Origin of the sequence: Pseudomonas weihenstephanensis, from assembly GCF_016812185.1 — a bacterium.
Lineage (GTDB): Bacteria > Pseudomonadota > Gammaproteobacteria > Pseudomonadales > Pseudomonadaceae > Aquipseudomonas > Aquipseudomonas weihenstephanensis.
Map to the genome: position 1 here is coordinate 105,553 of NZ_JAAEBV010000001.1, position 25,081 is coordinate 130,633.

Sequence of the window (25,081 nt, forward strand, 5' to 3'; positions counted from 1 at the left end):
CGTCAACCAGCATCTACCATGCCGTGGCGAACAGCCAACAAGGCCAGTTCAACATCACTTTTAACCGAAAGTTTTTCAAAGATCCGATAACGGTAGGTATTCACCGTTTTGGGGGACAGGCACAACTTATCGGAGATGACCTGCACTTTTTGGCAGCCGACGATCATCAGGGCAATCTGGATTTCACGTTCGGACAAGGCGTCAAAGGGAGAGTCGCTGGCAGGCTGAAATGACTTGAGCGCCAACTGCTGAGCCACCTGCGGACTTATGTAGCGCTGGCCCGCGAACACCAGGCGTATGGCCTGGACCATCTCAGCCAGGCCTGCACCTTTGGTCATATAGCCAGCAGCGCCTGCTTGCAGTAAGCGCGTAGGAAACGGGTCTTCTTCACAGACGGTCACCGCAACTACTTTGATATCGGGATGGCTACGCATCATTTTGCGTGTCGCCTCCAGCCCCCCAATGCCAGGCATTTTGACATCCATCAGGACGACATCCGGTTTCAGTTCACGAGCCTTGATCAATGACTCTTCGCCGGACTCGGCCTGACCTACTACCTGCAAGCCATCGATATCAGCCAGCATTCGTGTGATGCCTGTACGCACAAGATCATGGTCATCGACCACTAGAACCCGAATCAAGTCGACACCTCGTAAATTGGTCTTCGTTGGTTGCCGACACCTTAGCAAAAAACAATTGAACCAACCTATTTACCTGCAACGTCACCCCCCGCAAAAACAAGATGAGCCTATAAGCCGCCCGTGTTCATGGGTTTAAGCGTCACTCGGCTCATGACGATTTTTAACTGAATGGATCACCGTCAAGTCGGCCAATGTAGTCGTCAAGCGGCGAATAGCATCCTGATCCTCCTTTTGCAGCACGCGGTAACTGACCAGCACCTTCTCTTCTACCTGACTCAGATTATCGACCAATGTCGGCGTTGGACTGCCCGTCAACACAAAAAGTACATCTACACCGCGCTCAGCCACCCGCGATAAATAATCTGCCTTGGGTGCGCGATCGCCATTTTCATATTTGCCCTGTGCATTTGCTTCAACGCCACCGATTATGCCAAAAGCTTTCTGCGACATACCCAGTCGCTCTCTCTCATGCCTCAACCGCGAACCAATTCCACTCATTTGGATGTAAGTTCCCATTTTAAACACCCGCCCGGATGGTATAATCAAAAAATATTAAACAACTTTGAACGGTTTTGAGCTATGACCGGAATTCGTACTGCCGCACAAGCCAAGGCATGGCTGGAGCATCAAGGAAAGTCGGTTCAAGAGTTTGCTCGAGAACACGGCGTTGACCCGGCAACCACGTATCAAGTGCTCGCCGGGCGCAAAAAAGGAAAGCGCGGAGAAGCCCACAAAGTGGCGGTGCTGTTGGGCATGAAGGATGGAATCATTCCTGCTCCAGCAGAGGCTATGGCGAAAAGTGATTCCCTCAGTTGAGTATGCGCCTTAATGCAAATACCACCCGCTTTAGTATTGAGCCATGCGGTCAAAGCCGTCAGCTGCACACGATCCAGGGACTGTTCAACGCTAAATCCTTGATCTGACTATTCATGAATTCGCCACTCATAGCCCCCGCTACAACGGCTCATAGCATTTTTTGATTGAATCGGTTGACTTGTCTCGAGTAAGCTTCAAGCCATTCATCGGAGAGCAGCCATGTTGCACCACGCCCACTTAGACATTTGCCAGATCGCCAGCGTTTCGCGCTCGGGTGGCACTGTGTGCGCGAACAACACGCTCTGCGCTGCACGATTTTATTTTGGGTATTGGTTTAGCCACTGGCGCGCCTGATACCCAACCGGCGCCCATGTTTCAGGGGTCGCCTACCAGAGAATTCTCACCCCCGGTCGGCTCCCCGACCGGGGGTTTTGTTTTTTCAGGCCCTGACAATTTATTAATTTGAGGATTTAACCCATGAACTACGCCACTTATTACCGCTTCGACCTTTGCACTGCATGGCGATTTATCAGCCGTCGTTCGGGACAGTCTGCCGCCTCCGAACGGACCCACATTGGTGGCAAGCATGCACTCACGACCTGTCCGGTCAATCGTCGAACACCCCACTAGGGCCGAGCGCGCGGGAAATCCCGCCGCCTGCCCAGGAAGCTCACATCATGAACGCAACCGCCTGCGCACTACCCACCGCTACCCCAGAAAGCAAAAACGTCTTGACCCAACGCCTGCCCAGCGCAGCGCAACTCAAGCAGCAATTGCCGCTGAGCACACTGTTGTGCAATCAGGTCAGCGAACAACGCCAAGCCATCCGCGCCATCCTCAACGGTGAAGACGCCCGACTGTTGATTGTGGTCGGCCCCTGCTCTATCCACGACCCTCAATCAGCCCTTGAATACGCCAGCCATCTGGCGGCTCTGTCCCGCGATATCAGCAAGGACGTGCTGTTGGTGATGCGTGCCTACATCGAAAAACCGCGCACCACGGTGGGATGGAAAGGTCTGGCTTACGACCCCCATCTGGACGGCAGCGATGATATGGCCCACGGCCTCAAACTGTCGCGAGAATTGATGATCGAAATGTTGCGCATGGGGCTGCCTGTTGCCACCGAACTGTTGCAACCCATTGCTGCTGGATACTTCGACGACTTGCTGGGCTGGGTGGCGATTGGCGCACGCACAACCGAATCACAGATACACCGGGAAATGGCCAGTGGCCTTGACCTGCCCGTAGGCTTCAAAAACGGCACCGATGGCGGGGTTTCCATTGCCTGCGATGCCATGCGTTCCGCGGCACATAGCCATCGACACTTCGGCGTGGATGACCGAGGCCATCCGGCCATAGTCTTGACCCCAGGCAACCCTGATACCCACTTGGTATTACGCGGCGGTCACAGCGGCCCGAACTACGACTGCGCACATGTAGCCAAAGCACGTGCCGGGCTTGAGAAAAATGGCATCCCCGTACGCCTGATGGTGGATTGCAGCCATGCCAACAGCGGCAAAGACCCGCTGCGCCAACCCGACGTCTTCAACGATGTGCTTGCGCAACGGCTCGCGGGGGATGACTCAGTGATCGGCATGATGCTCGAAAGCCATCTCTTCGAAGGTTGCCAACCCCTGAGTGACGACATGCGCTACGGCGTGTCTGTGACCGACGGCTGCCTTGGCTGGGAGGCGACCGAGCACTTATTGCGAAATGCCGCTACCCAACTGCGCCAACAACGGATAAAGACCAACGTCATCGGCTAGCCTTGCTCCCCTGCGCAACCCGGCATTGCCATGCCTGCGGTTGCGCAAGAACAGGAGCGTACCTGTCAGGCAGGCCAATTCAAGCGGTCTGACAATTCAGCACAACCAGCCAGATATGCGCTCCCCCTCGGCAGGATTGCTGCTAATGAGGCTCTAATCCAGGCTTATGAGCCGCTAAGGCTATCCAACTCCCCAGCACAACAACGCTCAGGTTGTCATCTAGGGTGTTGTCTATGGATCAACCATCTTGCGAGGATGCGCATAGACATGGATACGTCAGCCCATACGCAGTACCCGATTGTTTTGGTGCACGGGCTTTTTGGCTTCGACCACATCGGCCCGTTCAACTATTTCAAAGGCATCAAGCAGGCACTCAATAACGCTGGTGCCACTGTTTACGTAGCGCAAGTATCAGCCGCAAACAGCAATGAGTTACGCGGTGAGCAATTACTTGAGCAAGTACACGCCATTTGTCGTCATTACGGTTCACCCAAGGTCAACCTGATCGGCCACAGCCAGGGCGCCCTGACCTCCCGTTATGCAGGCGCTATCGCCCCGCAGGCCGTGGCGTCCGTCACCTCTGTCAGCGGCCCCAACCACGGCTCAGAACTGGCCGACCGTTTGCGTCAGGCGTTTACCCCGGGCAAACGTCCAGAGCTGGTCGTCGCGGCCTTGACCACAGCATTTGGCTCGTTCATGTCCGCCATCAGCGGCCAACCGAACAATCCGCAGGATGCACTCAGTGCGTTAAATGCGCTGACGACAAAAGGCGTAGCGCAATTCAACCGCAAATACCCGCAAGGTTTACCCGGCGTCTGGGGCGGCATGGGCCCGGAACAGGCCAATGGCGTTTTCTATTATTCCTGGAGCGGGATCATTAAAGGGTCACTCCTGTCCGAGTCGATCAACATCCTGGACCCCTTGCACAATGCCTGCCGGGTCTTCGCACGTTTCTTCACCCATGAAACCAAACAAAACGACGGAATGGTGGGGCGTTTCAGCTCGCATTTAGGCCATGTCATTCGTTCGGATTACGCGCTGGACCACATGGACACGATTAATCACTTGGCAGGCAGGCGCCCCCCAAAAGCCGTAGACCCCGTGAAGCTATATGTCGAGCATGCCCAGCGTCTGAAGGCCAAAGGCCTGTGACGCACCAAGAGCGATTCATCTCAGGAACTTTTGCCGAGAAAAAACGGACTGAATCCGGTAGTCTCACCACTTTATTGAAAGGAGCACTCTCTCATGGCTAAAGCCACCGCCCGTCACATCCTTGTTGCCAGCGAAGCCAAGTGCAATGAACTGAAAACACAAATCGAAGGCGGCGCTGATTTCGCTGAAGTCGCCAAAGCCAACTCTACTTGCCCTTCAAGCCGTCAAGGTGGCGATCTGGGTTCTTTTGGTCCAGGCCAAATGGTTAAAGAATTCGACACTGTAGTGTTCAGCGCACCGATTAACGTGGTTCAAGGCCCGGTTAAAACCCAGTTCGGCTACCACCTGCTAGAAGTCACCAGCCGTCAGGACTAACTCTGCGGTTTTGTGTGATAACGGCCCGCCCTTTGGTGGGCCGTTTCGTATCCGCAGCCTTAACCTCGTGCTACGTTTCCTCATTCACGAATGAATCGTGTCTCACTTGGGGGAATTGATCATGAGCCTTAAGGGTAAAACTGCATTGGTAACCGGCTCCACCAGTGGCATTGGTCTGGGCATTGCGATGAGCCTGGCCAAAGCGGGGGCTGACGTAGTACTCAACGGGTTCGGCGATGCCAGCAAAGTCATCGCAGACGTTGAACAATTCGGTGGTCGGGTTGGCCATCATGCTGCCGACGTCAGCGACCCCGCCCAGATTGCCGACATGATCAGCTATGGCGAACGTGAATTCGGCGGCATTGATATTCTGGTCAACAACGCAGGCATCCAGCATGTGGCCAGCGTCGAACAATTCCCGGTTGAGCGCTGGGACGCGATCATCGCCATCAACCTGTCAGCGGTGTTTCATAGCACCCGCCTCGCCCTGCCCGGCATGCACAAGCGCAATTGGGGACGCATCGTCAATATCGCATCGGTTCACGGGCTGGTTGGCTCGGCGGGCAAATCGGCCTATGTAGCTGCCAAACATGGCGTGATCGGTCTGACCAAAGTCGTAGGACTGGAAACCGCCACCAGCAACATCACCTGCAACGCCATCTGCCCCGGCTGGGTGCTCACCCCACTGGTGCAAAATCAAATTGATCAACGCATCAGCCAGGGCATCGACCCCTATCAGGCCCAACATGACCTGCTGGCCGAGAAGCAGCCCTCTCTGGAGTTTGTGACGCCGCCTCAACTGGGAGAGTTGGTGTTATTTCTGTGCAGCGAAGCAGCCAGCCAAGTGCGCGGCGCCGCCTGGAATGTCGATGGGGGTTGGCTCGCGCAGTAACAGCACATATTTACGCCCAACCAACATGCAAATATGCACGTTTGCCCTGCACTTATTCCGGTTGTAATGGGCAAATTTGCACTGTTAGCATCGAGCATCGTTCGCCTGCGGACAGCCCTAAAAACAAGACAAAGCAGGGAGTTAGTGATGACTGCTCAGGTTTCTTCCACACCGGCACCGTATGTTGAGGTCGTTCAATCCGAAATTCTGGCTCACGTGCGCAACCATATTGGCCACCTGACCCTGAACCGCCCAAGCGGCCTCAATGCCATCAATCTGAACATGGTGCGCGAACTTCAGCGTCACCTCGACACGTGGGCCAAAGACGTCAACGTCAAAGCGGTGGTTCTGCGCGGTGCGGGTGACAAAGCCTTCTGCGCAGGCGGTGATATCCGCTCGCTGTACGACAGCTACCGCCATAAAAACTCCCTGCATACCGCGTTCTTCGAAGAGGAATACGCCCTCGATCTGGCCCTGAACCACTACCCCAAACCCGTTCTGGCGCTGATGGACGGTTTAGTCTTGGGCGGCGGCATGGGACTGGTTCAGGGCGCTGATCTGCGTGTCGTCACTGAGCGTAGCAAGCTGGCAATGCCGGAAGTCGGCATCGGGTATTTCCCGGATGTGGGCGGCAGCTATTTTTTGACCCGTACGCCTGGCCAATTGGGCACCTATCTGGGTGTCAGCGGTGTACAGATTCGCGCCAGTGACGCGCTGTATTGCGGGCTTGCAGACCGGTACATCGACAGCAGCGTCTTGCCCGATCTTGACCGTGCACTCGACTCGATGAAATGGCGCTCCGCGCCTCTGGACGATCTCAAGGCCCAGCTCGAGCGGCTGACCGTCGATACCCTGCCCGACCCGCCGCTAAAAAAACTGCGCACACTGATTGATAACACCTTCAATGCCCAGACCGTCCCTGACATCGTCGCCCGGCTGCGTGCGACCTCTGACCCGGCGCACCAAGCCTGGGCCAATGATACGGCTGACCTGCTGCACACCCGCTCGCCTCTGGCCATGGCCGTCACCCTCGAAATGCTGCGCCGTGGCCTTGCGCTACCGCTTGAACAATGTTTCGCGCTGGAGCTGCACCTGGATCGTCAATGGTTCGACCGTGGCGATTTGATTGAAGGGATACGCGCGCTGATTATCGACAAAGATAAAACACCGCACTGGAATCCACCGACGCTAGACGCCCTGGATGCGGATAAAGTCGCGAGTTTTTTCATTAACTTTAAACCTGCGGGAGTCTGAGCCATGCAGGACATCGAACTGAGCGAAGAACACGTAATGATTCGCGACATGGCCCGTGATTTTGCCCGTAGCGAAATCGCGCCACATGCCCAGGCGTGGGAAAAAGCAGGCTGGATTGACGACGCTCTGGTCGCGAAAATGGGCGAGCTGGGTTTGCTCGGCATGGTAGTACCAGAAGAATGGGGTGGCACCTATGTTGATTACGTAGCCTACGCCCTGGCGGTCGAAGAGATTTCGGCCGGCGATGGTGCCACCGGCGCGCTGATGAGCATTCATAACTCGGTAGGCTGTGGCCCGATCCTCAAATACGGCAACGAAGCGCAAAAGCAAACCTGGCTGGCAGAACTTGCCAGCGGTCAAACCATTGGCTGTTTTTGCCTGACTGAACCGCAGGCCGGCTCCGAAGCCCACAACCTGCGTACCCGCGCAGAACTGCATGACGGCCACTGGGTGATCAACGGCGCCAAACAGTTTGTCAGCAACGGCAAGCGCGCCAAACTCGCCATCGTGTTTGCCGTCACTGATCCTGAGCTGGGTAAAAAGGGCCTTTCTGCGTTCTTGGTGCCAACTGATACGCCGGGCTTTATCGTCGATCGCACAGAACACAAAATGGGCATCCGCGCCTCGGACACCTGCGCTGTCACGCTGAGCAACTGCACCGTGCCGCAAACCAATTTGCTGGGTGAACGCGGCAAGGGCCTGGCGATTGCCCTGTCCAATCTTGAAGGCGGTCGCATCGGTATTGCCGCGCAAGCGCTGGGGATCGCCCGTGCAGCATTTGAAGCCGCATTGGCCTACGCCCGTGATCGCGTGCAGTTTGATAAAGCGATCATCGAGCACCAAAGCGTTGCCAACATGCTGGCCGACATGCAAACCCGCCTCAATGCTGCGCGCCTGCTGATCCTGCACGCTGCGCGCCTGCGCAGCGCCGGCAAGCCATGTCTGTCAGAGGCGTCGCAAGCCAAACTGTTTGCTTCGGAGATCGCCGAGTACGTGTGCTCCAAAGCCATTCAGATTCACGGCGGGTATGGCTACCTGGAGGATTACCCGGTCGAGCGCTACTACCGCGATGCGCGCATTACCCAGATCTACGAAGGTTCTAGCGAGATTCAGCGGATGGTGATTGCGCGAGAGCTGAAAAACTACCTGATCTGAACCTGCCCCCTCCAGGAGCGCACAAATGCGGTTCTGGAGGGGTTAAGGCCTTTTAGCTGACGCACGCTTGCACGCCATCCAGACCCCGCGGTGTTCAGGCACAACCCGTCACTGATGCTTGAACTGCGCTTCACGCTTGCCCACGAAAGCCGCCATGCCTTCTTTCTGGTCGTGAGTGGCAAACAGGGAGTGGAACACCCGACGTTCAAAGCGCACGCCTTCTGCCAGGGTCACTTCAAAGGCGCGGTTGACGCATTCTTTGGTCAACATCAATACCGGCAAGGATTTCTTGGCGATCAAAGCCGCCACTTTCAAAGCCTCTTCAACCAATTCGTCAACCGGCACCACGCGCGACACCAGCCCCGAGCGCTCAGCTTCAGCCGCGTCGATCAAGCGCCCGCTCAAGCACATCTCCATGGCTTTCGCCTTGCCCACAGCGCGGGTCAAGCGCTGCGTGCCGCCCATACCCGGCAACACGCCGAGGTTGATTTCAGGCTGGCCAAATTTGGCGTTATCACCGGCCAAAATGAAGTCGCACATCATGGCCAGCTCGCAACCACCGCCCAAGGCAAACCCGGCCACTGCCGCAATAATTGGTTTGCGGCGGGTCGATACGCGCTCGCTGTCTGAAAACAGGTCGTCCAGGTAAATTTGCGGGTAGGTCAGATCGGCCATTTCCTTGATATCGGCCCCGGCCGCAAAGGCTTTTTTAGACCCCGTAAGCACGATGCAACCGATCTCGTTATTCGCCTCCAACTGGTCCAGCGCTTGATTGACTTCGCTCACCAGCTGCGCATTCAAGGCATTGAGCGCCTGTGGCCGGTTCAGGGTAATCAGGCCAACATGCCCGTGAATGTCCAACAGCAAGGTTTCGTAACTCATGGATAAGGTCCTCAATTCAAAGATTGCGCGAAATGACCATGCGCTGAATATCGCTGGTGCCTTCATAAATCTGACACACCCGCACATCGCGATAGATGCGCTCCAGCGGGAAGTCGCTCAAATAGCCATACCCCCCCAAGGTTTGCAACGCCTTGGAACACACCCGCTCAGCCATTTCCGACGCAAACAGCTTCGCCTGCGAAGCCTCGACCAAGGCCGATTGCCCGCTGTCACGTAACGCGGCGGCGTATTGCACCATCTGGCGGGCCACCGCAATTTCAGTCGACATGTCTGCCAAACGAAAGGCCACGGCTTGATGCTGGACCAAAGGCTGACCAAACGTGACACGCTCGCGAGCGTAATCACGAGCCGCCTCAAAGGCCGCGCGCGCCATCCCCACCGCTTGTGAGGCAATGCCGATGCGACCGCCTTCGAGGTTGCCCAGCGCGATTTTGTAGCCCTGCCCTTCTTCACCCAAAAGATTGCCCAGCGGGATTTTCATCTCCGTAAACAGGATCTGGCAGGTGTCGGAGGCGTGCTGCCCCAGCTTGTCTTCGACGCGGGCCACGCTGTAACCCACCGTATCGGTGGGCACGATAAAGGCACTGATGCCGCGCTTGCCGGCGGCGGGGTCCGTGACCGCAAACACAATCACCACCCCTGCGTTTTGCCCCGAGGTAATAAATTGCTTACAGCCATTGAGCACGTAGCCGTCAACTTCACGCCGAGCACGGGTTTTTAGGTCACTGGCGTCAGAACCGGCCTGAGGCTCGGTCAGTGCAAACGCCCCGAGCATGGCGCCGCTGGCCAAAGGCATCAGAAAGTCGCTTTTTTGCTGCTCGGTGCCGTACTTCAGGATTGGCACACAACCCACCGAGTTGTGCACGCTCATGATGGTGGAGCATGCACCGTCCCCGGCGGCGATTTCCTCCAGGGCCATCGCGTAAGCCTGATAACCGGTATCACAACCACCCCATTGTTCAGGGACCAACATGCCGAAGAACCCCAGCTCGGCCATTTGCGTGATGGCTTCGCGAGGAAAACAATGCTGCTTGTCCCACTCAGCTGCAAAGGGCTTCAAACGCTCTTGGGCGAACTGACGGGCCGCTTCACGAATGTGTAACTGTTCGGATGTGGGGAGCATAAAAATTCCTTAGTACAGGCATTCCACAGCAATCGCCGTGGCTTCGCCGCCGCCGATGCAAATTGCGGCCACGCCGTGTTTGAGTTTTTGTTGGCGCAACGCCGAGAGTAGCGTGACCAGAATCCGCGCACCCGAGGCCCCGATCGGGTGACCCAGCGCACAGGCGCCACCATGAATATTGACTTTGCTGTGTGGCAGATCCAGTTCGCTCATGGTCACCAGACTCACCACCGCAAAGGCCTCGTTGATTTCGAACAGGTCGACTTCATTCAGGCTCCAGCCGGTCTTGCTCATCAGACGCTTGATCGCGCCCACCGGTGCGGTCGGGAACAAACTTGGCTCATCGGCAAACGCCGCATGCCCGTGGATCATGGCCAGTGGCGTGAGGCCACGTTGTTGCGCGTGTGAACGGCGCATCAGCACCAATGCAGCCGCCCCGTCAGAAATGGAGCTGGAATTGGCCGCCGTGACAGTGCCACCGTCGCGAAAGGCAGGCTTCAACGTCGCAATTTTCGCCAAATTGGCTTTTGGCGGTTGTTCGTCATGGCTGATCAGGCGCTGTTCTTTACCCACTGTGACCTGCACCGGCACGATTTCAGCGCTGAAGCTACCATCACTGATCGCCTGCTGAGCGCGGGTCAATGACGCTACGGCAAACGCATCTTGCGCTTCACGACTGAAGCCATGGGCGTGCGCGCAGTCTTCAGCGAACGTGCCCATCAAACGACCTCGTTCGTAGGCGTCTTCCAGGCCATCGAGGAACATGTGATCCAGTACCCGCCCATGCCCCATGCGATAACCACTGCGCGCACGGTCCAGCAAATAAGGGGCATTCGACATGCTTTCCATACCGCCTGCCACCACCACATCGACGCCGCCAGCTAGCAAACGATCGTGCGCCAGAATGGTTGCTTCCATGCCCGAGCCACACATCTTGTTCAGCGTGGTACAACGCGTGCCTTTGTCCAGCCCGGCACCCAGCGCGGCCTGACGGGCAGGCGCCTGCCCCAGGCCTGCCGACAGCACACAACCAAATAACACCTCTTCGACGCTATCGCTGGCAATACCCGCCCGCTCCACGGCTGCACGAATCGCGGCTGCACCCAGTTGCGGGGCCGTGAGACCCTTGAAGTCGCCTTGAAAGCCACCCATGGGCGTGCGGGCAACGCTGACAATTACCACCGGATCATTCACTAACGTCATTTCGTTCTCCTTATTTCACAGCCATGCGCAGAGCACCATCAAGACGGATCACTTCGCCGTTGAGCATGCTGTTTTCAATGATGTGCCGAACCAGCGATGCATACTCGTCAGGCTTGCCCAAACGCGCAGGAAAAGGCACGCCAGCGGCCAGGGACTCGCGCACTTGCGGCGTCATGCCCGCCATCATCGGTGTTTCAAAAATACCGGGGGCGATGGTCATCACACGAATGCCGAACCGCGCCAACTCACGGGCCGCCGGTAATGTGAGGCTGGCAATCGCCCCCTTGGATGCGGCATACGCGGCCTGACCGATCTGACCCTCAAAGGCGGCCACCGACGCCGTATTGATGATCACACCGCGCTCACCTTCAGCATCTGCAGTGGTTTGAGCGATGGCCGCAGCCGCCAGACGCAGCATGTTGAAACTGCCAATCAAATTGACATTAATGACTTGGCTGAAGCTTTCCAGCGCGTGCGGGCCATTTTTGCCGAGGATTTTTTCGCCGCGCACAATGCCCGCGCAATTGACCAAGCCATTGAGGCCACCAAACGTTGCGACGGCGGCCTCGACCGCCGCCTGCGCTGCATCAGCCTGGCTGATATCAGCCACCGCGCTGCGGGCCTGATCGCCCAGCTTGAGTGCTTGTGCTGCCACTGCATCGGCGTTCAAGTCCACCAACATCACTTTGGCACCCGCCTTGACCAACATGTGGGCCGTGGCTGCGCCGAGTCCCGACGCTGCGCCTGTGACGATAAAAACGTTGTCTGCGATCTGCATGATGATTCCTGAGGTTAAGCGCTGACGTTGGCGTTGGCGGCCAGGTCGGCTTTGGCGATTTCCTGATTGCGCAAAATAAAGCGCTGCAACTTGCCGCTGGGGGTTTTTGGCAACTCGCTGACAAATTCGATTTCACGGGGGTAGGCATGCGCAGCAAGGCGTTGTCGCACATGCAGGCGCAGGGTCTCAGCCAACTGCGCATCGCCCAGAAAGTGCGGACTGAGCACCACAAAGGCTTTGACCAGTTCAGTGCGCTCGGGATCGGGCTTGCCGACTACGGCGGCTTCAACCACGGCCGGGTGTTCGATCAGGGCACTTTCCACGTCGAATGGCCCCACGCGATAACCCGAGGTGGTAATCACATCATCACTGCGCCCGACGAAACTGATACTGCCATCGGGGTTCAGCTCGACCGTGTCACCGCTCAAGTAATAGTCGCCGACAAAGGCTTTGGTGGTGAACCCGTGATAGCCGCCAAACCAGCACATGGGTGACTGGCTGCGATCGACCGCCAAAATTCCCGGCTGACCCACGGGCAGTTCCTGATGGTTGTCGTCCAGCACCACAATTCGGTGCCCCGGTGAGGCAAAGCCCGCCGCGCCCATGTGCACCGGGTGATCCAGGCCATGGTGATTACACAACACCATGCCGACTTCGGTTTGGCCGTAATGGTCATGAATGGTGACGTCCAGGTGCTCGGCAAACCAGCGGATGACCTCCGGGTTCAGCGGCTCGCCTGCACTGCTCACCGCCCGCAGTTGGCCCTTGATCGGCTCGGCGAACGTTTTGCCCGCAGCAATCAGCATGCGATAGGCGGTGGGTGAACCCGTGAGGTTGGTGATGCCGTATTTCTTGATCACGCGACAGGTGCTTTCGACCGTGAACGGCCCGTCATACAGCGTGATCGGATGCCCCAGCGACAATGGCCCGGTGATGCCAAAGTAAATGCCATACGCCCAACCCGGATCGGCCAGGTTCCAGAACGCATCTTCAGGACGAAGGTCTACGGCGTCGCGGGTGTAACTCTGAAACGCCACAATGGCTTTGAGCGGTACCAACAAGGGTTTGGCCGGGCCGGTTGTTCCGGAGGTGAACATCAGCAGAAAGGGGTCTTCGCCGCTCAACATCACCGGCTCACACTGTGCAGAATGGTTCTCCAGCTCGGCCCAAAAACTGAAATCGCCGCGCACCAGCCCCTGCCCCTTGGCGCCAGACACCGTCACAATCGTCGGGCATTGGTTGACGTCATTGAGCTTGGCGCGATTGGCTGCATCGGTGACCACCAGTGCCGCGCCAGAGCTGTTAAGCCGATGCTCGATGGCCTTGGGTCCAAATGCGGTGAACAGTGGTTGATAGATCGCGCCAATACGCCACGCCGCAAGCACGACCACCAGCAACTCAACGTTACGCGGCAGTAAACCGGCGACTTTGTCGCCTCGCTTAACCCCTTGGGCCAGCAGGAAATTGGCAAAGCGGGCCGCGTGATCCTGAAGCTGGGTGAAGGTGTAAGCCGTGCTGCTGGCGTCACGTCCCTCCCAGAACAGCGCAATACGTCCTGGTAGCGCGTGCCGGTCACAGCATTCGACACAGGCATTGAGTGCCGTCAAATCGCCATCCAGGGCGTGGCTCACCGTATGTTGATAGTCAAAGTCACTCATCGCGGTCAGATAGTCGCGCATCAGCACAATCCCTCGGTCTTTTTATAGGAATGGGAACCGTCGAAAATCCTGCTGATAATCGCCCTGCCAAGGCTCTGCAACAATGGTCAAACCGCTCAAGCTGATTGACTGGTTTGGCCAATAGGCTGACGCGATCCTGATGGGTGTCACCCGGGCACGAGGCTGCGCCCAGGGGTGAAGTGGCCGTGAAACCGACCACTGCAATATGTCTGAGACGTGGGGGTATTAACTGGTTTTTTGTTGACGCAAGTACTCAAGCACGGCGGTTTGATCCCCGGCAAATACGATGCGTCCGGCCTTTTTCTCACGCTGAAAGGCGTACATCGGATCGTAATATTCACGCAGCAAGCCTTCGATCCACACCCGATGTAAATCTACCGATCCGCAACGCGCCTGCTCTTGCAGCGCGCTGTTCATCACATCGTGCAAGCGCTGATAACGCTCGCCACCCAGGCGTTTTTGAATGTTTGCCAGGCTTTCCAGCAACCGCTGAGAAAACAATGTGAAGCCGTGATCGCCATTTTTGGCGGTAAATTCGGCACACAACTCAATCACGTAATCGCGCAGGATGCGCTCAACCCGACTGTGAACGCTGTCTTCCAGCCACACCATGGGCGCGGTCTGCATGGTTTGGTACAGCGCCAGCGGCAAGGCGCAACTGCCCACCGTTCGGCTTTCGTCTTCGAGCACGAAGCGTTCGAGCCCTTTGTCGCGCTTTTTCAGCACATCAATGGCCAAGCGGTTTTCGAAATCAATGTTGGACGGTTGTCCGGTTGCCCGCTTGCCAAAACTGGAGCCACGATGGTTGGCATGCCCTTCAAGGTCCAACGCATTGTCGAGTTGCACCAGCACATCGGTTTTACCCGTGCCAGTCATGCCGCCCAACACCAGCAGATCGCACTGTGCAACGGCATCGTCGAGGGTTTGAATCAAGAAGGTACGCAGCGCTTTATAGCCGCCGGTGATGCGCGGGTAATTGATCCCGGCCTCGTCCTTGAGCCACTGTTGGACGATTTGCGAACGCATGCCACCGCGAAAACAATACAGGCACCCTTCAGGGTTGGCCCGCGCAAAATCTGCCCACGCCTGCAATCGCTCGGCCTTGGTCGCACCCGAAACCAGTTGATGCCCCAGTACCACCGCCGCTTGCTGGCCTTGTTGCTTGTAACACGTACCCACGCGTTCGCGTTCATGGTCAGTCATGAGCGGCAAATTGACCACGCCGGGGAATGCACCCTTGTGAAATTCAATCGGCGCGCGGGTGTCCATCATCGGCCGATCGTTGATGAACAGATCGCGCAAGTCGGTTATGTCATGAGCCATCATGAAACCTCAACCGCGTACGTCTGTCGCTCAACCAACTGGCCGATAGGCTGAAGGTTCAAACCATTGTCACGTGCCATTTGCAGGAAGGCTTCGTTGCCGTCCGCGCTGACAGCTACCAACAGGCCGCCACTGGTTTGCGGGTCGCACAGCACGCGCTTGTGCAGCTCTTGCACCGGCGAAATCTTGCTCGCGTAGCTATCAAAATTGCGCAACGTGCCACCCGGCACACAACCTTGCTCCAGGTAGTACTCCACCGAGTCCAGGCGCGGCACCTTGGCGTATTCAATTTTCGCGCTCAGGCCACTGCCATCGGCCATCTCCACCAAGTGCCCAAGCAGGCCAAAACCGGTGACATCCGTCATCGCGGTGACGCCCTCCAGTTTGGCAAACTGACTGCCGACTTTGTTCAGCGTGCACATCCAGTCACGCGCTACGCCAACATCCTCGGGGCGTAATTTGCCTTTCTTTTCGGCGGTGGTGAGGATGCCGATGCCCAAGGGTTTGGTCAGGTACAACAAGCATCCGGCGGTTGCCGTGTCATTGCGCTTCATTTGGCGCTTATTGACGACACCCGTCACTGCCAGACCAAAAATCGGTTCGGGGGTGTCAATCGAGTGTCCACCGGCCAGCGGGATGCCCGCCTCATCACACACGGCACGACCGCCGCGTATCACTTCGCGGGCCACTTCGGGCGCCAGCACATTCACCGGCCAACCCAAAATGGCAATGGCCATCAGCGGATCGCCCCCCATCGCGTAGATGTCGCTGATAGCGTTGGTGGCCGCAATTCGGCCGAAATCATAGGGATCATCGACGATAGGCATAAAGAAATCGGTGGTCGAGACCACACCGCGTTCGTCATCCAGGGCATACACCGCCGCATCGTCACGCGACGCATTACCGACCCACAAATTCGGATCAAGGTGTTGCGCGCCGCTGCCGGCGAGGATGACTTCAAGCACCTGAGGCGAAATTTTACAGCCACATCCCGCTCCGTGGCTGTACTGCGTCAGGCGAATCGGCTCGCTCATAGGGCACCTTTAATAGATATCAAAGCGCCGGATACTAGCAGAGCGGGCCAGCCCGCAGGCATTAGACCTTGCCGCGGGCCATACAAAGCACGATCACACCCGCAGCAAGAACGGTTCCCGAGGGATGACCGGCATGCTCAAAAGAGACTCATAAGTCACGTATGTAGTGCTTAAAAATAATCACTACATATGTATTGACGACGGCTTTTCGCCCTTGCATGATGCAGACGTCTTCCCCACCGGAAGCGTTGGAAAAAGTCGTTGTAAGCACGCTCGACGAACCGTCGGGCTGTTCCGGGACAGGTACTGCCCACAAGGCAGAATTGATGAAGCTGACCTGGCTTGATCGTCCGCGTTTTAGGCGACAGAGGCTAGCGAAACGTCCTCAATAGGCTTGTGGCTGATGCAGTAAGCATCCCAGGCATAGGGGTTCACGCTAAGCTTCATCGTTAAAAACGCTTATGTAGTAGACAGCGTCAACTACTACATGGGACGTACTCAAGGCTGGATCTGCTTTAGATGGACACTGCGTAGCGCTGCAAACGCAGTTGCGCGAATCAATTAGACAGATCAACGAGTGGTCAAGGAGTTAGCTATGAACCTGAATAATCAACCGACTATTAATGAGCTGGCTCGACTGTTCGCTGCCCAAAAAGACACCCTGAGCGACCACATCTTGTGGGTGAGCGATACCGGTGAAGTGCGTATTGAACCTGTTACCGCCTGCCATGAAAACACCCCATTTGAAGAGCATCGTCCGGCGCTGCGAACCCACCTGAAAATGTACCGTCGCGGTCAAGGTTATGTGGGTAAAAAAGCAGCCGCTGATAAAACGTTCATAACAGAAGTTTTGCAAACCCTGACCCTTAACTGGGAAAAGGCACAGACAAACGCTGACATCGTGAAAGTGGACCGCTACAGCTAATATTGCTTGTGCGTTCTGCTGCAAACCGTTTCTTTGATATGTTCACCGCCCTTGCCTTGCAAGTCTTGGGCGGTGATCCAGAAGCAACTCGCCAACATCCAGCGTTGGTGTTGTTGATTAAAACCTGCCTATCCATGAAAGCGTAGGCGAGCCAACGTATCTTCTGCCCGTCAAGGCACGCCCATCACCAAAGTACCACTGCCCGTAAATGGCCCCGGCGCCGGGAAGCTGCGCGGCTGTCGTACCAAAACAAATGTCACATCATCGCTGCCTGCACTATTGGTAATGCGAGTCAAAAAAGAACTGCCCGGCCCTATTAAAACCCCTCCCCGCAATAACCCCGTGCCCAGTTGCATATGACTCATGGCAAGCAGCCCAGAATTGAATACTGCCCCTGCTCCTTTTAACGTGATGGTAACAGGCATGCTCACGCCCGAATCCGGGCACGAGTAATTCAATCTCAGCCCTTTAATCACAGGGCTACTGCTTGCGCTTTCCCCCAAGAGCGCCGGATCAACATTATCGAAATTTACATCAATCGCTTTGTTCGCATTAATTGTGCAGGTGGAAGGTTCGATGATCAAACTGTTCGCGGCATACAGATAAACCCTAAATGTAGGTGGCAACGGTGCACCGGTATTATTGGTCTGTTTTAAATACACGGTTCCCAAAAGGTCACCTTTATGGATGCTAATGGGATTGCCTGGCCCCCCTTGAGTAGACAAATACATAAACGTTTTAAGGTCGATACCCACGCCATTGTTTTTCAGAGAAACGATGTGAATACCGCGTTTGACGGGCACAGAGTAGCGGTTGCCATTAATGCTTAGGCCCGGTTTGTACGCCACAAACTTATGACCCGGCACAAGGGCATTATCGACGGTGTGCCAATAGTCCGTGGCATTCCCGGACGAATTACCGTCTGGGGTATATCGGCATTCAAGGTGGTAACCATCCAGCCGGATCGAATCCGCTCCAGGTGTTGCCTTGATGGGAACATTTATAGAAATACTACTTTTATCAACATGTAACCACGGCCCGCCATTAACTCGACACTGCCCCGCAATAACTGCATGAGAGAACAACACCACCAACAAGCCCAACACATAATTCATATTGATCTCACTCTGATCTATCCACTGACCGATAGACACACCTCACGCATGAATTTACTGCCCCCCTTTAAGGGTTTTGAACTTTAACAAACTGCGCTCAAATCCTTTGTAGGAATTGACTGATCAACTTGTTTATTCCTCAGATTATTTCCGCGGGATATTTACTCTTGTTAATCGTCGACCGGACAAGGCTTAAGCATTTACTTGCGTGCGCACGCTACAGATCTAAGCGCAGACGATTACCACTCAAGTTCTGCGTCAAGAAATGCGCGTCGCCATCAGCGGTGAAGACAGATAACCCCTTACCGCGGCATGTAATCGCGCTGCCAGCGCCGTGGGATTTTCAGCGAGACAACGCCGAGCAACGCGGCAAAACCTGCACTGAACAGCAAGGCTTTGACCCCGAAATGCGCTTCGAGCACTGCGCCGATCACCGCCCCCAGCAACATGCCGCTCCAGGGCACCAACTGCACGCGCCAACCGCTGCGCCGCTCACCCAGCAGCCAACGCCCCAGGCCACGGCCGAAACGCGACAACGCGCCCGTCACGTAGGTCAGCCCGACCGGCAGCCCGTTGACTTGCTCCACCGCCGCATTAAGCATGCCCATCGCCAATATCGCAGCCAATAAGGCAGGTACTTGCGACTCAAAGGGCAATAACGCGGCACCACAGAGCAATCCGGCGATGCCCAGCATCAAAGGCAAGGCACGGCGTCTGCCCCAGCGTCCCAGTAAAATACCCAACGTATTGCCCACGATAAAGGCCAGTACCGCAAAGGCCAGTCGCACGATCAAACTGAGATCGCCCTGACTGATGGCCACCGCCAGCCGCGTGGTGTTACCACTCATGAACGAGACAAAATCGCCAGTGGCCAAGAATCCGATGGCATCAGTCATGCCTGCCAGCACCGACAGGCTCCCGACCAGCCCCAACCCTACCCGCCCGCGCCAGGCACGCACGCGCACATGCAGCGGATTGATCGGACGTCTACGCGCAACAGGCAGCATCGGGAGAACCTCATGAAGGTGAATACACTTGAATGATGGCCAATTGAGTACAGTCTGACCAGTGCACAGATCAAACCAATAGACGCATTCAGTTACGTGTGCGACTAAAGGGCAAACGAACCAATCTCAAAACAGGCGTCTAATAAACACTTTGTTCAGGGATGACGGGCACTTCGGTGTTTGTACGGCAAGGAGCGCACTCGCCCGGATTCATACAGAAGACCCCCATGATCCCGCTCACCTGGAAGAAACCTCGCCTCGCACTGGCCGCGATCCCGCTGTTACTGATCGCAGGCGCCGTCAGCCTGTCCTCCCATGTTGAAGACGCTTTTGCGCAACCTGCCGATGGCGTGCAAACCCTGGTATTCATGCGCCACGCCGAAAAACCGGCCGACGGGCTTGGTCAACTCACCTGTCAGGGCCTGAACCGCGCCATCGATCTGGCCACGGTACTGCCGCAAAAATATGGCAAAGCGGATTATGTGTTTGCAGCCAACCCTTCACGCCAGGTTGAAGAAGGCATCGACGATGATGCCTACAGCTACGTGCGCCCGATGATGACCATCAACCCCAGCGCGATTAAATTGGGCTTGCCGATCAACCTGGCCTTTTCAGCCAATGACACCCGTCAACTGGCCGATGAACTGACCGATGACAAGTACCACAACGCAACCATCTACACGGCCTGGTCCCATGGCTACCTGCCCGAATTGATCAACACGGTTGCAGCCAAGGCAACGGGTAAAAAAATGTCGCTGACTGAAGACTGGGCAAACAACGACTTTGACTCTTTATATGTGCTGACCCTGACCTGGCATAACGGCAACGCCACGCTGGTGAGCCGTGTTGACCACCAGGGCTTGAACAACGGCGCCAAATCCTGCCCGACCTGATTACGCCCGAGCAGCGCGAGTCGGCGCATGGCAGCGCACGGCCCAAGTGACGCCTCCCAGCAGCAGCGTCACCGCCAGCACCTCAAATAACGTAGGCCAGCGTTGCAGGTAGACAAAGCCATACAACAGCGCAAACACCGTTTCAAACACAATCAGTTGCCCGCTTAAGGTCAATGGAAGACGTCGGGTAGAGGCGTTCCACATCCTGTTGCCAAACCAGGAGCCCAGCACCGCACTGCCCAGGTTGATCAGCCAGAACATCTGCCAGCGCTGATCGCTGACCTCGATGCGTGCGGCGTCCAGCGACAGCGCGTTCGCCATGCCCCAGATCACGGCGCCCAGCACGCCGGTCACAACGCCCCACAAGCTCGACCATTCACCACTACTGAACGCACTGCACTTCAGAAAACGTGCATTCTCGGTGGCGAACCAGGTCCAGCAGACCAACGCGCCGATACCGCACGCAATCCCCAACACGTTGTCCGCCAAAGGCTGCTGCACACCGGCACCAAACAATGCCTCAAGGTTGATGCACAACATGCCGCCCACAACCAACAGCAAAGGCCAGATCAACCGCGCAAGCGGCACTGCCCCGGTATCGGTGCGCCCCATCCAGGTAATGCTCAAGGGCAACACCCCGACAATCAATGAGGCCACTGCGATACCCACGCCCTGAATCGAAGCCGACAGCAGCATGTAATAAATCAGATTCCCTAACAGGGCTAGCTTGAGCAGCGTCAGCACATCCCGCCCGCTCAGTTGCGTGATCAAACGGCGGACATCAGGCAGGATGAGCAGGAGCGAGACTGCGCCATACACGATAAAGCGCCCGCAACTGAGCAAAAGCGGACTGAACTCAGGCAGTATTTTTGGCACCAGAAACACCAGCCCCCACACAGCACCTGCCATGCCCGCATAGACTATCCCGCGTTTCATGTCGCTCTCTCATACCGTTCAATATGTTGGGAGATTAAGCAGGCACGCCGTCATGCACAAAGGATCATTCGGCATGCTGGCATTCCCTAGCGGAATGCGTTACAACGACGCCATCCACGACTGTAGAACCCCTTACCATCGCTTCGGCATCGAACGCTGCCGGTGGCAGCGGCTACGTCACTCAGGAGCTTGCTTGAGCCGATACCTCAAACACTTACCGCCGCTGGACACGCTCATCACCTTTGAAGCCGTCGGGCGCAATGGCAGCTTTACCCGAGCCGCCAGCGAGCTGTGCCTGACCCAAAGCGCGGTGAGCAAACAAATGCGTGCCCTTGAGGATCATCTGAAGTTGGCGCTGTTCGAACGCCAGCCCCGAGGGGTCAGTTTGACCCGCGCCGGGGCCAGCCTGTTCGGCGAGGTCAGCACCCTGCTCGAACGCCTGCAACACAGCGTTAATCGCATTAAAGTGCAACATGCACCCAATGCGGTGACCGTGTTGTGCACCCACGCGGTGGCACAGTTTTGGTTGTTTCCACGGCTGTTGGCATTTAACACGGCGCACCCTGGTATCACCGTCAACATCCACGCCAACAATGGTATGGACGAATCCAGCACAGCGGATTACGATTTCTCGATTCTGTACGGCAATGGCAATTGGTCATCATTGAATGCCCAACCATTGTTTGCCGAATGCGTGTACCCGGTGGTCAGCCCCGCCGTCCACTTGCCCGAGATCAAGCAACCGTCAGACTTGCAGGCCCTGCCCCTGATTGAGTTGGACTCATCAGGCTGGAATTGCATAGATTGGCGCGACTGGTTTCGCCACTTCGCAATTGAACACACACCTGCGCCCCAGCGGCCAACCTTCAACCAAATCACCTTGGCGTACCAAGCCATCGTGCAAGGAATGGGGGTTGGCCTGGGGTGGGATTTCATGGTGCGGGACAAAATCGATACCGGCGAACTGCGGCGGGTCGCGGCGTACGAATATATCAGCGGCAATGCTGACTATTTGGTGCACTCTCGGCATAAAACGTTGTCAGAGGCAGCAGTAATTTTCCAGCGCTGGCTGTTGCACGATGCCCGGCGCGCTTAACCCTTTACTTTCGGATGTTCAAGGAGCTTGCATGAAGATCAACGTTATCGGCTTACCCATGGTCATAGTGGCAATGCTAACTCTGGCCGGTTGTGCCTCACCGAGCGTGGTCACGCTGCAAAACGGTACGCAATACCTGACTAAAGACATGCCGAAAACCAAAACCAAGGATGGCTTTTACGAATTCGTCGACATCGCCGGCAAGCACATCAAAGTCAAAGCCGATGACGTGGCCACCATCAAGACCGACGATTGATCAGCCCGCACCTGCAAGCCCCGGTGTACACGCGGGCTTGCAGAGGCGAGATCATCAATTCAAGGCGTCGAGCATCCGGTAGTAGGTGATTCCTGCTGCCACGTACAAACGCTGCAAGCTGTGAAACGGAATGGTGCGGATCGGCGTGACCGGGAACGGGAAGTCGCTTTCAGCCCCCGCTACACGCGCGGCGAGGTGCTTGCCGAGCATGGTCGACATGGCGATCCCGCGCCCGTTGTAACCCAGCAAAATTGACAACCCCGGTTGTGGCTCATGCAACTGTGGCAACACGCTCTGGTTCAGAGCAATACGCCCGCTCCAGCGGTACTCGATAGGCACCCCGGCCAATTGCGGGAACAGCATGACCAACGAGCGCTCCAAATGCCCCCAGTCACCGGCGCGAGTCGGCTCGGCGAACGGTCCACGACCGCCGAGCAATAAACGGCCTTGCGCGTCCATCTTGAAATACAACAACAAACGCCGCGCATCCGAGCACACCTCTCCACCGGGCAAGATGGTTTTGCGCAGCTCAAGCGGCAGCGGACGGGTGGCGATGATAAAACTGTTGGCCGCCAGCACGGTCTGACGCAACCCCGGCCATAAACCATCGGTATAACCGTTGGTGGCCAGCACCACACGCTCGGCGTTCACGGTACTGCCTTGAGCGGTGGTCAACTGCCACTGCGCACCGATTCGACGCAAATCAGTCACCCGGCTCTGGCTGTGAATCGTGACGCCGCGACCCAATGCAGACTTGGCCAACCCCCGCACATAGTTCAACGGGTGCAAGCTGCCCGCGCGCGGGTCGACCCAGCCGCCCAAATAATTTTGCGTGCCCAGCCGCTGACTGACCTCGGCGTGATCCAGTATTTGGGCGGCAACGCCACGCTGCTGCCACTGTTTGGCCCGGTGTTCCAGGGCTTTCATCGACACCGCAGACACAGCGGGTTGAATCCAGCCTTTGCGACTGGCTTCACAGGCAATGCTGTATTCGCGGATCAATGAAAACACTTCATCAGCAGCCCCCCCGCAGGTCTCGATAATTCGTTCACCGCGCTCTTCACCGAAGCGTTGAATCAGCTCCTCAGGGTCGTATTTGAGCCCGGGAATCACTTGGCCGCCGTTGCGCCCCGATGCTCCCCAACCCGGCTCACCGGCATCAAGCACACAGACGCTCACGCCCGCCTCGGCCAACCGCAGTGCCGTAACCAGACCGGTATAACCGGCACCGACAATCGCGACATCGACGTGTTTGTTTTCACACAAGGGTGGCGTTGATGCGCCAGGGCGGGCTGTGGCGGACCAAAGTGAGGGCGGCAATTGCCCGCTAGCAGAGGACTTCATGGTTGCACCTCACCCGTCTGATTGAGCAAGCGCCGCAGGAAATCCTGAGTGCGCGGATGTTGCGGGGCACTGAGAACGGTTTGCGCAGGGCCTGACTCCACGATCTGTCCGCTGTGCAAAAAGCACACTTTATCGGCGACGTCACGGGCAAAGCCCATTTCATGAGTCACGACAATCATGGTCATGCCTTCATCGGCCAGGCGCCGCATGACAGCCAGCACCTCACCCACCAATTCTGGATCGAGGGCCGAGGTCGGCTCATCGAATAAAATCGCTTGCGGGTTCATTGCCAACGCCCGGGCAATCGCCACACGCTGTTGCTGCCCGCCGGACAGTGCATCCGGGTAAGCATTCATCCGATGCGCAAGACCAACTTTCTCCATCAGGGCTTGCGCCTGCTCACGCGCCTCTTGCGGTGTTTTTTTCAAGACGTAAATCGGCCCCTCCATCACGTTTTCCAGCGCCGTACGGTGCGGAAACAGATTGAAGCGCTGGAAGACCATCGCCACGCGCGTGCGCAACAAATGAATGCTTTTATCGTGACGGTCGACCCGTTGACCGCTGACCAGAATGTCGCCCTGACTGTAACTCTCAAGGCCATTGATACAGCGCAGCAAGGTCGACTTACCCGATCCCGAAGGACCGATCAAACACACCACTTCACCTTGATCAACGCACAGGTCAACGCCTTCGAGCACCGGCACACCGCTAAAACTCTTGTGCACACCCTTGAGTTCGATCATGAGGCTCTCCGCGTTGCAAAGCGCGCTTCTATACGGCGTAAGCCATAAGACAACGGCAGGCTCATCGACAGGTAAAGCAGCGCCACCAAGGTGTACACGGTCATGTTTTCAAAGGTCGAAGAGGCGATCAGTTGGCCCTGGCGGGTCATTTCCGCCACGGTGATGGTCGACACCAATGAGGAGTCTTTGAGCATCATCACCAAGGTGTTGCCATAAGGCGGCAAGGCAATGCGAAAGGCCTGGGGCAACACCACGCGGCGCATGATCATCAGCCCACGCATACCAATCGACTCGGCCGCTTCGATCTGGCCGTGATCAATGGCTTGAATACCGGCCCGGAAGTTTTCTGCCTGGTACGCCGAGTAGGCGATACCCAAACCAATGACACCGGCCTGCATGGCACTGAGCTGGATGCCGAAGTCAGGTAAAACGAAGTAGATGTAAAACAACTGCACGATGATGGGCAGACCACGGATCACGTTGACCACGCCAATGGCGAACAACGCAACGGCCCGTATTTTGGAAACCATCATCAGCGCGAATACAAGACCGATCAGTGAACTCAGCACGAACGATCCCGCAGTGACTTGCACAGTGACCACCGCCCCTTTCAACAAAATGGGGAGGAAGTCCAACGCGTCCTGGAGAAACATAAGCTACCCGCAAAACAAC

At 56.7% G+C, this 25,081-nt stretch carries 26 protein-coding genes; 11 read left to right on the top strand and 15 right to left on the bottom strand.

The window, feature by feature from the left end; translation table 11 throughout:
• Positions 1-2 precede the first annotated feature (2 nt).
• Positions 3-641 carry a response regulator transcription factor GacA gene (gene gacA / locus GYN01_RS00495; protein WP_047273603.1) on the bottom strand — a complete coding sequence of 213 codons (639 nt, stop codon included), beginning with the start codon at positions 639-641 and terminating at the stop codon, positions 3-5.
• 132 nt (positions 642-773) lie between these two features.
• Positions 774-1,139: a helix-turn-helix domain-containing protein gene (locus tag GYN01_RS00500; protein ID WP_048399648.1), complete on the bottom strand. Its 366-nt coding sequence runs from the start codon at positions 1,137-1,139 to the stop codon at positions 774-776.
• A gap of 81 nt (positions 1,140-1,220) precedes the next feature.
• Here GYN01_RS00500 and GYN01_RS00505 point away from each other — a divergent pair, with 81 nt between their 5' ends.
• The 7 genes from GYN01_RS00505 to GYN01_RS00535 all read left to right on the top strand — a co-directional run bounded on the left by GYN01_RS00505 (position 1,221) and on the right by GYN01_RS00535 (position 8,051).
• Positions 1,221-1,457, top strand: a complete 237-nt coding sequence (locus GYN01_RS00505) for a DNA-binding protein (protein WP_048365488.1) — start codon at positions 1,221-1,223, stop codon at positions 1,455-1,457.
• A gap of 677 nt (positions 1,458-2,134) precedes the next feature.
• Positions 2,135-3,223 (top strand): 3-deoxy-7-phosphoheptulonate synthase, encoded by a 1,089-nt coding sequence (locus GYN01_RS00510; protein WP_048399533.1) that lies wholly within the window; start codon positions 2,135-2,137, stop codon positions 3,221-3,223.
• A gap of 267 nt (positions 3,224-3,490) precedes the next feature.
• On the top strand, positions 3,491-4,375 hold the full coding sequence (locus GYN01_RS00515) for a lipase family alpha/beta hydrolase (protein ID WP_048365486.1): 885 nt from the start codon (positions 3,491-3,493) through the stop codon (positions 4,373-4,375).
• Between the two features lie 93 nt (positions 4,376-4,468).
• Positions 4,469-4,750 (top strand): peptidylprolyl isomerase, encoded by a 282-nt coding sequence (locus GYN01_RS00520; protein ID WP_048365485.1) that lies wholly within the window; start codon positions 4,469-4,471, stop codon positions 4,748-4,750.
• Between the two features lie 121 nt (positions 4,751-4,871).
• Positions 4,872-5,642: a 3-hydroxybutyrate dehydrogenase gene (locus GYN01_RS00525; protein WP_082149331.1), complete on the top strand. Its 771-nt coding sequence runs from the start codon at positions 4,872-4,874 to the stop codon at positions 5,640-5,642.
• Positions 5,643-5,789: 147 nt separating this feature from the next.
• A complete protein-coding gene (locus tag GYN01_RS00530; protein WP_203306433.1) occupies positions 5,790-6,896 on the top strand; it encodes an enoyl-CoA hydratase/isomerase family protein in 1,107 nt (368 codons plus the stop codon).
• A gap of 3 nt (positions 6,897-6,899) precedes the next feature.
• On the top strand, positions 6,900-8,051 hold the full coding sequence (locus GYN01_RS00535) for an acyl-CoA dehydrogenase family protein (RefSeq protein WP_203306434.1): 1,152 nt from the start codon (positions 6,900-6,902) through the stop codon (positions 8,049-8,051).
• Between the two features lie 108 nt (positions 8,052-8,159).
• Here the strand turns inward: GYN01_RS00535 and GYN01_RS00540 are convergent, their stop codons facing one another.
• The 7 genes from GYN01_RS00540 to selD form a co-directional block, all read right to left on the bottom strand.
• Positions 8,160-8,933, bottom strand: coding sequence for an enoyl-CoA hydratase (locus GYN01_RS00540; RefSeq protein WP_048365482.1), 774 nt, complete (start codon positions 8,931-8,933; stop codon positions 8,160-8,162).
• Positions 8,934-8,949: 16 nt separating this feature from the next.
• Positions 8,950-10,077: an acyl-CoA dehydrogenase gene (locus GYN01_RS00545; RefSeq protein ID WP_203306435.1), complete on the bottom strand. Its 1,128-nt coding sequence runs from the start codon at positions 10,075-10,077 to the stop codon at positions 8,950-8,952.
• 9 nt (positions 10,078-10,086) lie between these two features.
• Positions 10,087-11,280 carry an acetyl-CoA C-acyltransferase gene (locus tag GYN01_RS00550; protein WP_203306436.1) on the bottom strand — a complete coding sequence of 398 codons (1,194 nt, stop codon included), beginning with the start codon at positions 11,278-11,280 and terminating at the stop codon, positions 10,087-10,089.
• Positions 11,281-11,290: 10 nt separating this feature from the next.
• Positions 11,291-12,058 (bottom strand): SDR family NAD(P)-dependent oxidoreductase, encoded by a 768-nt coding sequence (locus GYN01_RS00555; RefSeq protein ID WP_048399527.1) that lies wholly within the window; start codon positions 12,056-12,058, stop codon positions 11,291-11,293.
• A gap of 14 nt (positions 12,059-12,072) precedes the next feature.
• Positions 12,073-13,737 (bottom strand): AMP-binding protein, encoded by a 1,665-nt coding sequence (locus tag GYN01_RS00560; protein WP_203306437.1) that lies wholly within the window; start codon positions 13,735-13,737, stop codon positions 12,073-12,075.
• Between the two features lie 225 nt (positions 13,738-13,962).
• A complete protein-coding gene (gene mnmH / locus GYN01_RS00565; RefSeq protein ID WP_048365552.1) occupies positions 13,963-15,060 on the bottom strand; it encodes a tRNA 2-selenouridine(34) synthase MnmH in 1,098 nt (365 codons plus the stop codon).
• Positions 15,060-16,094, bottom strand: a complete 1,035-nt coding sequence (gene selD, locus GYN01_RS00570; RefSeq protein ID WP_048365477.1) for a selenide, water dikinase SelD — start codon at positions 16,092-16,094, stop codon at positions 15,060-15,062. The genes mnmH and selD overlap by 1 nt, the downstream gene beginning before the upstream one ends.
• Positions 16,095-16,689: 595 nt before the next feature.
• Here selD and GYN01_RS00575 point away from each other — a divergent pair.
• Entirely contained in the window at positions 16,690-17,019 is a 330-nt protein-coding gene (locus tag GYN01_RS00575; protein WP_048365476.1) for a hypothetical protein, read from the top strand.
• Positions 17,020-17,189: 170 nt separating this feature from the next.
• Here GYN01_RS00575 and GYN01_RS00580 read toward each other — a convergent pair whose 3' ends face one another.
• Entirely contained in the window at positions 17,190-18,134 is a 945-nt protein-coding gene (locus tag GYN01_RS00580; protein WP_203306438.1) for a fimbrial protein, read from the bottom strand.
• Between the two features lie 302 nt (positions 18,135-18,436).
• The gene (locus GYN01_RS00585) at positions 18,437-19,141 is read right to left on the bottom strand and encodes a YoaK family protein (RefSeq protein ID WP_048399523.1); all 705 of its coding nucleotides are present in this window, start codon (positions 19,139-19,141) and stop codon (positions 18,437-18,439) included.
• 227 nt (positions 19,142-19,368) lie between these two features.
• Here GYN01_RS00585 and GYN01_RS00590 point away from each other — a divergent pair, with 227 nt between their 5' ends.
• Positions 19,369-20,034 (top strand): histidine phosphatase family protein, encoded by a 666-nt coding sequence (locus GYN01_RS00590; protein WP_203306439.1) that lies wholly within the window; start codon positions 19,369-19,371, stop codon positions 20,032-20,034.
• On the opposite strand, the gene GYN01_RS00595 is transcribed toward GYN01_RS00590, so the two are convergent.
• Positions 20,035-20,970, bottom strand: coding sequence for a DMT family transporter (locus tag GYN01_RS00595; RefSeq protein WP_048399520.1), 936 nt, complete (start codon positions 20,968-20,970; stop codon positions 20,035-20,037).
• Positions 20,971-21,163: 193 nt separating this feature from the next.
• On the opposite strand from GYN01_RS00595, the gene GYN01_RS00600 reads away from it, so the two are divergent.
• A complete protein-coding gene (locus tag GYN01_RS00600) occupies positions 21,164-22,066 on the top strand; it encodes a LysR substrate-binding domain-containing protein (RefSeq protein ID WP_203306440.1) in 903 nt (300 codons plus the stop codon).
• Between the two features lie 31 nt (positions 22,067-22,097).
• Positions 22,098-22,322: a YgdI/YgdR family lipoprotein gene (locus GYN01_RS00605; RefSeq protein WP_048365471.1), complete on the top strand. Its 225-nt coding sequence runs from the start codon at positions 22,098-22,100 to the stop codon at positions 22,320-22,322.
• A gap of 54 nt (positions 22,323-22,376) precedes the next feature.
• Here the strand turns inward: GYN01_RS00605 and GYN01_RS00610 are convergent, their stop codons facing one another.
• Genes GYN01_RS00610 through GYN01_RS00620 form a run of 3 tightly spaced genes read right to left on the bottom strand, consistent with a single transcriptional unit; the run spans position 22,377 to position 25,062 of the window.
• Positions 22,377-23,666: an NAD(P)/FAD-dependent oxidoreductase gene (locus GYN01_RS00610; RefSeq protein ID WP_048399515.1), complete on the bottom strand. Its 1,290-nt coding sequence runs from the start codon at positions 23,664-23,666 to the stop codon at positions 22,377-22,379.
• Positions 23,663-24,409, bottom strand: a complete 747-nt coding sequence (locus GYN01_RS00615) for an amino acid ABC transporter ATP-binding protein (protein WP_048399512.1) — start codon at positions 24,407-24,409, stop codon at positions 23,663-23,665. Before GYN01_RS00615 ends, GYN01_RS00610 begins: the two co-directional genes overlap by 4 nt.
• Complete coding sequence (locus GYN01_RS00620) at positions 24,406-25,062, bottom strand: amino acid ABC transporter permease (RefSeq protein ID WP_048365468.1); 657 nt, start codon at positions 25,060-25,062, stop codon at positions 24,406-24,408. Before GYN01_RS00620 ends, GYN01_RS00615 begins: the two co-directional genes overlap by 4 nt.
• Positions 25,063-25,081: the final 19 nt, after the last annotated feature.

Bases quoted from the DNA above. Each gene is read 5' to 3' on its own strand.
- GYN01_RS00550 (WP_203306436.1), bottom strand. From the start codon at position 11,280: ATGACGTTAGTGAATGATCCGGTGGTAATTGTCAGCGTTGCCCGCACG.
- GYN01_RS00575 (WP_048365476.1), top strand. From the start codon at position 16,690: ATGAACCTGAATAATCAACCGACTATTAATGAGCTGGCTCGACTGTTC.
- GYN01_RS00595 (WP_048399520.1), bottom strand. From the start codon at position 20,970: ATGAAACGCGGGATAGTCTATGCGGGCATGGCAGGTGCTGTGTGGGGG.
- GYN01_RS00605 (WP_048365471.1), top strand. From the start codon at position 22,098: ATGAAGATCAACGTTATCGGCTTACCCATGGTCATAGTGGCAATGCTA.
- selD (WP_048365477.1), bottom strand. From the start codon at position 16,094: ATGAGCGAGCCGATTCGCCTGACGCAGTACAGCCACGGAGCGGGATGT.
- GYN01_RS00510 (WP_048399533.1), top strand. From the start codon at position 2,135: ATGAACGCAACCGCCTGCGCACTACCCACCGCTACCCCAGAAAGCAAA.
- GYN01_RS00585 (WP_048399523.1), bottom strand. From the start codon at position 19,141: ATGCTGCCTGTTGCGCGTAGACGTCCGATCAATCCGCTGCATGTGCGC.
- GYN01_RS00525 (WP_082149331.1), top strand. From the start codon at position 4,872: ATGAGCCTTAAGGGTAAAACTGCATTGGTAACCGGCTCCACCAGTGGC.
- GYN01_RS00505 (WP_048365488.1), top strand. From the start codon at position 1,221: ATGACCGGAATTCGTACTGCCGCACAAGCCAAGGCATGGCTGGAGCAT.
- GYN01_RS00580 (WP_203306438.1), bottom strand. From the start codon at position 18,134: ATGAATTATGTGTTGGGCTTGTTGGTGGTGTTGTTCTCTCATGCAGTT.
- GYN01_RS00530 (WP_203306433.1), top strand. From the start codon at position 5,790: ATGACTGCTCAGGTTTCTTCCACACCGGCACCGTATGTTGAGGTCGTT.
- GYN01_RS00620 (WP_048365468.1), bottom strand. From the start codon at position 25,062: ATGTTTCTCCAGGACGCGTTGGACTTCCTCCCCATTTTGTTGAAAGGG.
- GYN01_RS00515 (WP_048365486.1), top strand. From the start codon at position 3,491: ATGGATACGTCAGCCCATACGCAGTACCCGATTGTTTTGGTGCACGGG.
- GYN01_RS00615 (WP_048399512.1), bottom strand. From the start codon at position 24,409: ATGATCGAACTCAAGGGTGTGCACAAGAGTTTTAGCGGTGTGCCGGTG.
- GYN01_RS00545 (WP_203306435.1), bottom strand. From the start codon at position 10,077: ATGCTCCCCACATCCGAACAGTTACACATTCGTGAAGCGGCCCGTCAG.
- GYN01_RS00540 (WP_048365482.1), bottom strand. From the start codon at position 8,933: ATGAGTTACGAAACCTTGCTGTTGGACATTCACGGGCATGTTGGCCTG.
- mnmH (WP_048365552.1), bottom strand. From the start codon at position 15,060: ATGGCTCATGACATAACCGACTTGCGCGATCTGTTCATCAACGATCGG.
- GYN01_RS00555 (WP_048399527.1), bottom strand. From the start codon at position 12,058: ATGCAGATCGCAGACAACGTTTTTATCGTCACAGGCGCAGCGTCGGGA.
- GYN01_RS00500 (WP_048399648.1), bottom strand. From the start codon at position 1,139: ATGAGTGGAATTGGTTCGCGGTTGAGGCATGAGAGAGAGCGACTGGGT.
- GYN01_RS00610 (WP_048399515.1), bottom strand. From the start codon at position 23,666: ATGAAGTCCTCTGCTAGCGGGCAATTGCCGCCCTCACTTTGGTCCGCC.
- GYN01_RS00590 (WP_203306439.1), top strand. From the start codon at position 19,369: ATGATCCCGCTCACCTGGAAGAAACCTCGCCTCGCACTGGCCGCGATC.
- GYN01_RS00520 (WP_048365485.1), top strand. From the start codon at position 4,469: ATGGCTAAAGCCACCGCCCGTCACATCCTTGTTGCCAGCGAAGCCAAG.
- GYN01_RS00535 (WP_203306434.1), top strand. From the start codon at position 6,900: ATGCAGGACATCGAACTGAGCGAAGAACACGTAATGATTCGCGACATG.
- GYN01_RS00560 (WP_203306437.1), bottom strand. From the start codon at position 13,737: ATGCGCGACTATCTGACCGCGATGAGTGACTTTGACTATCAACATACG.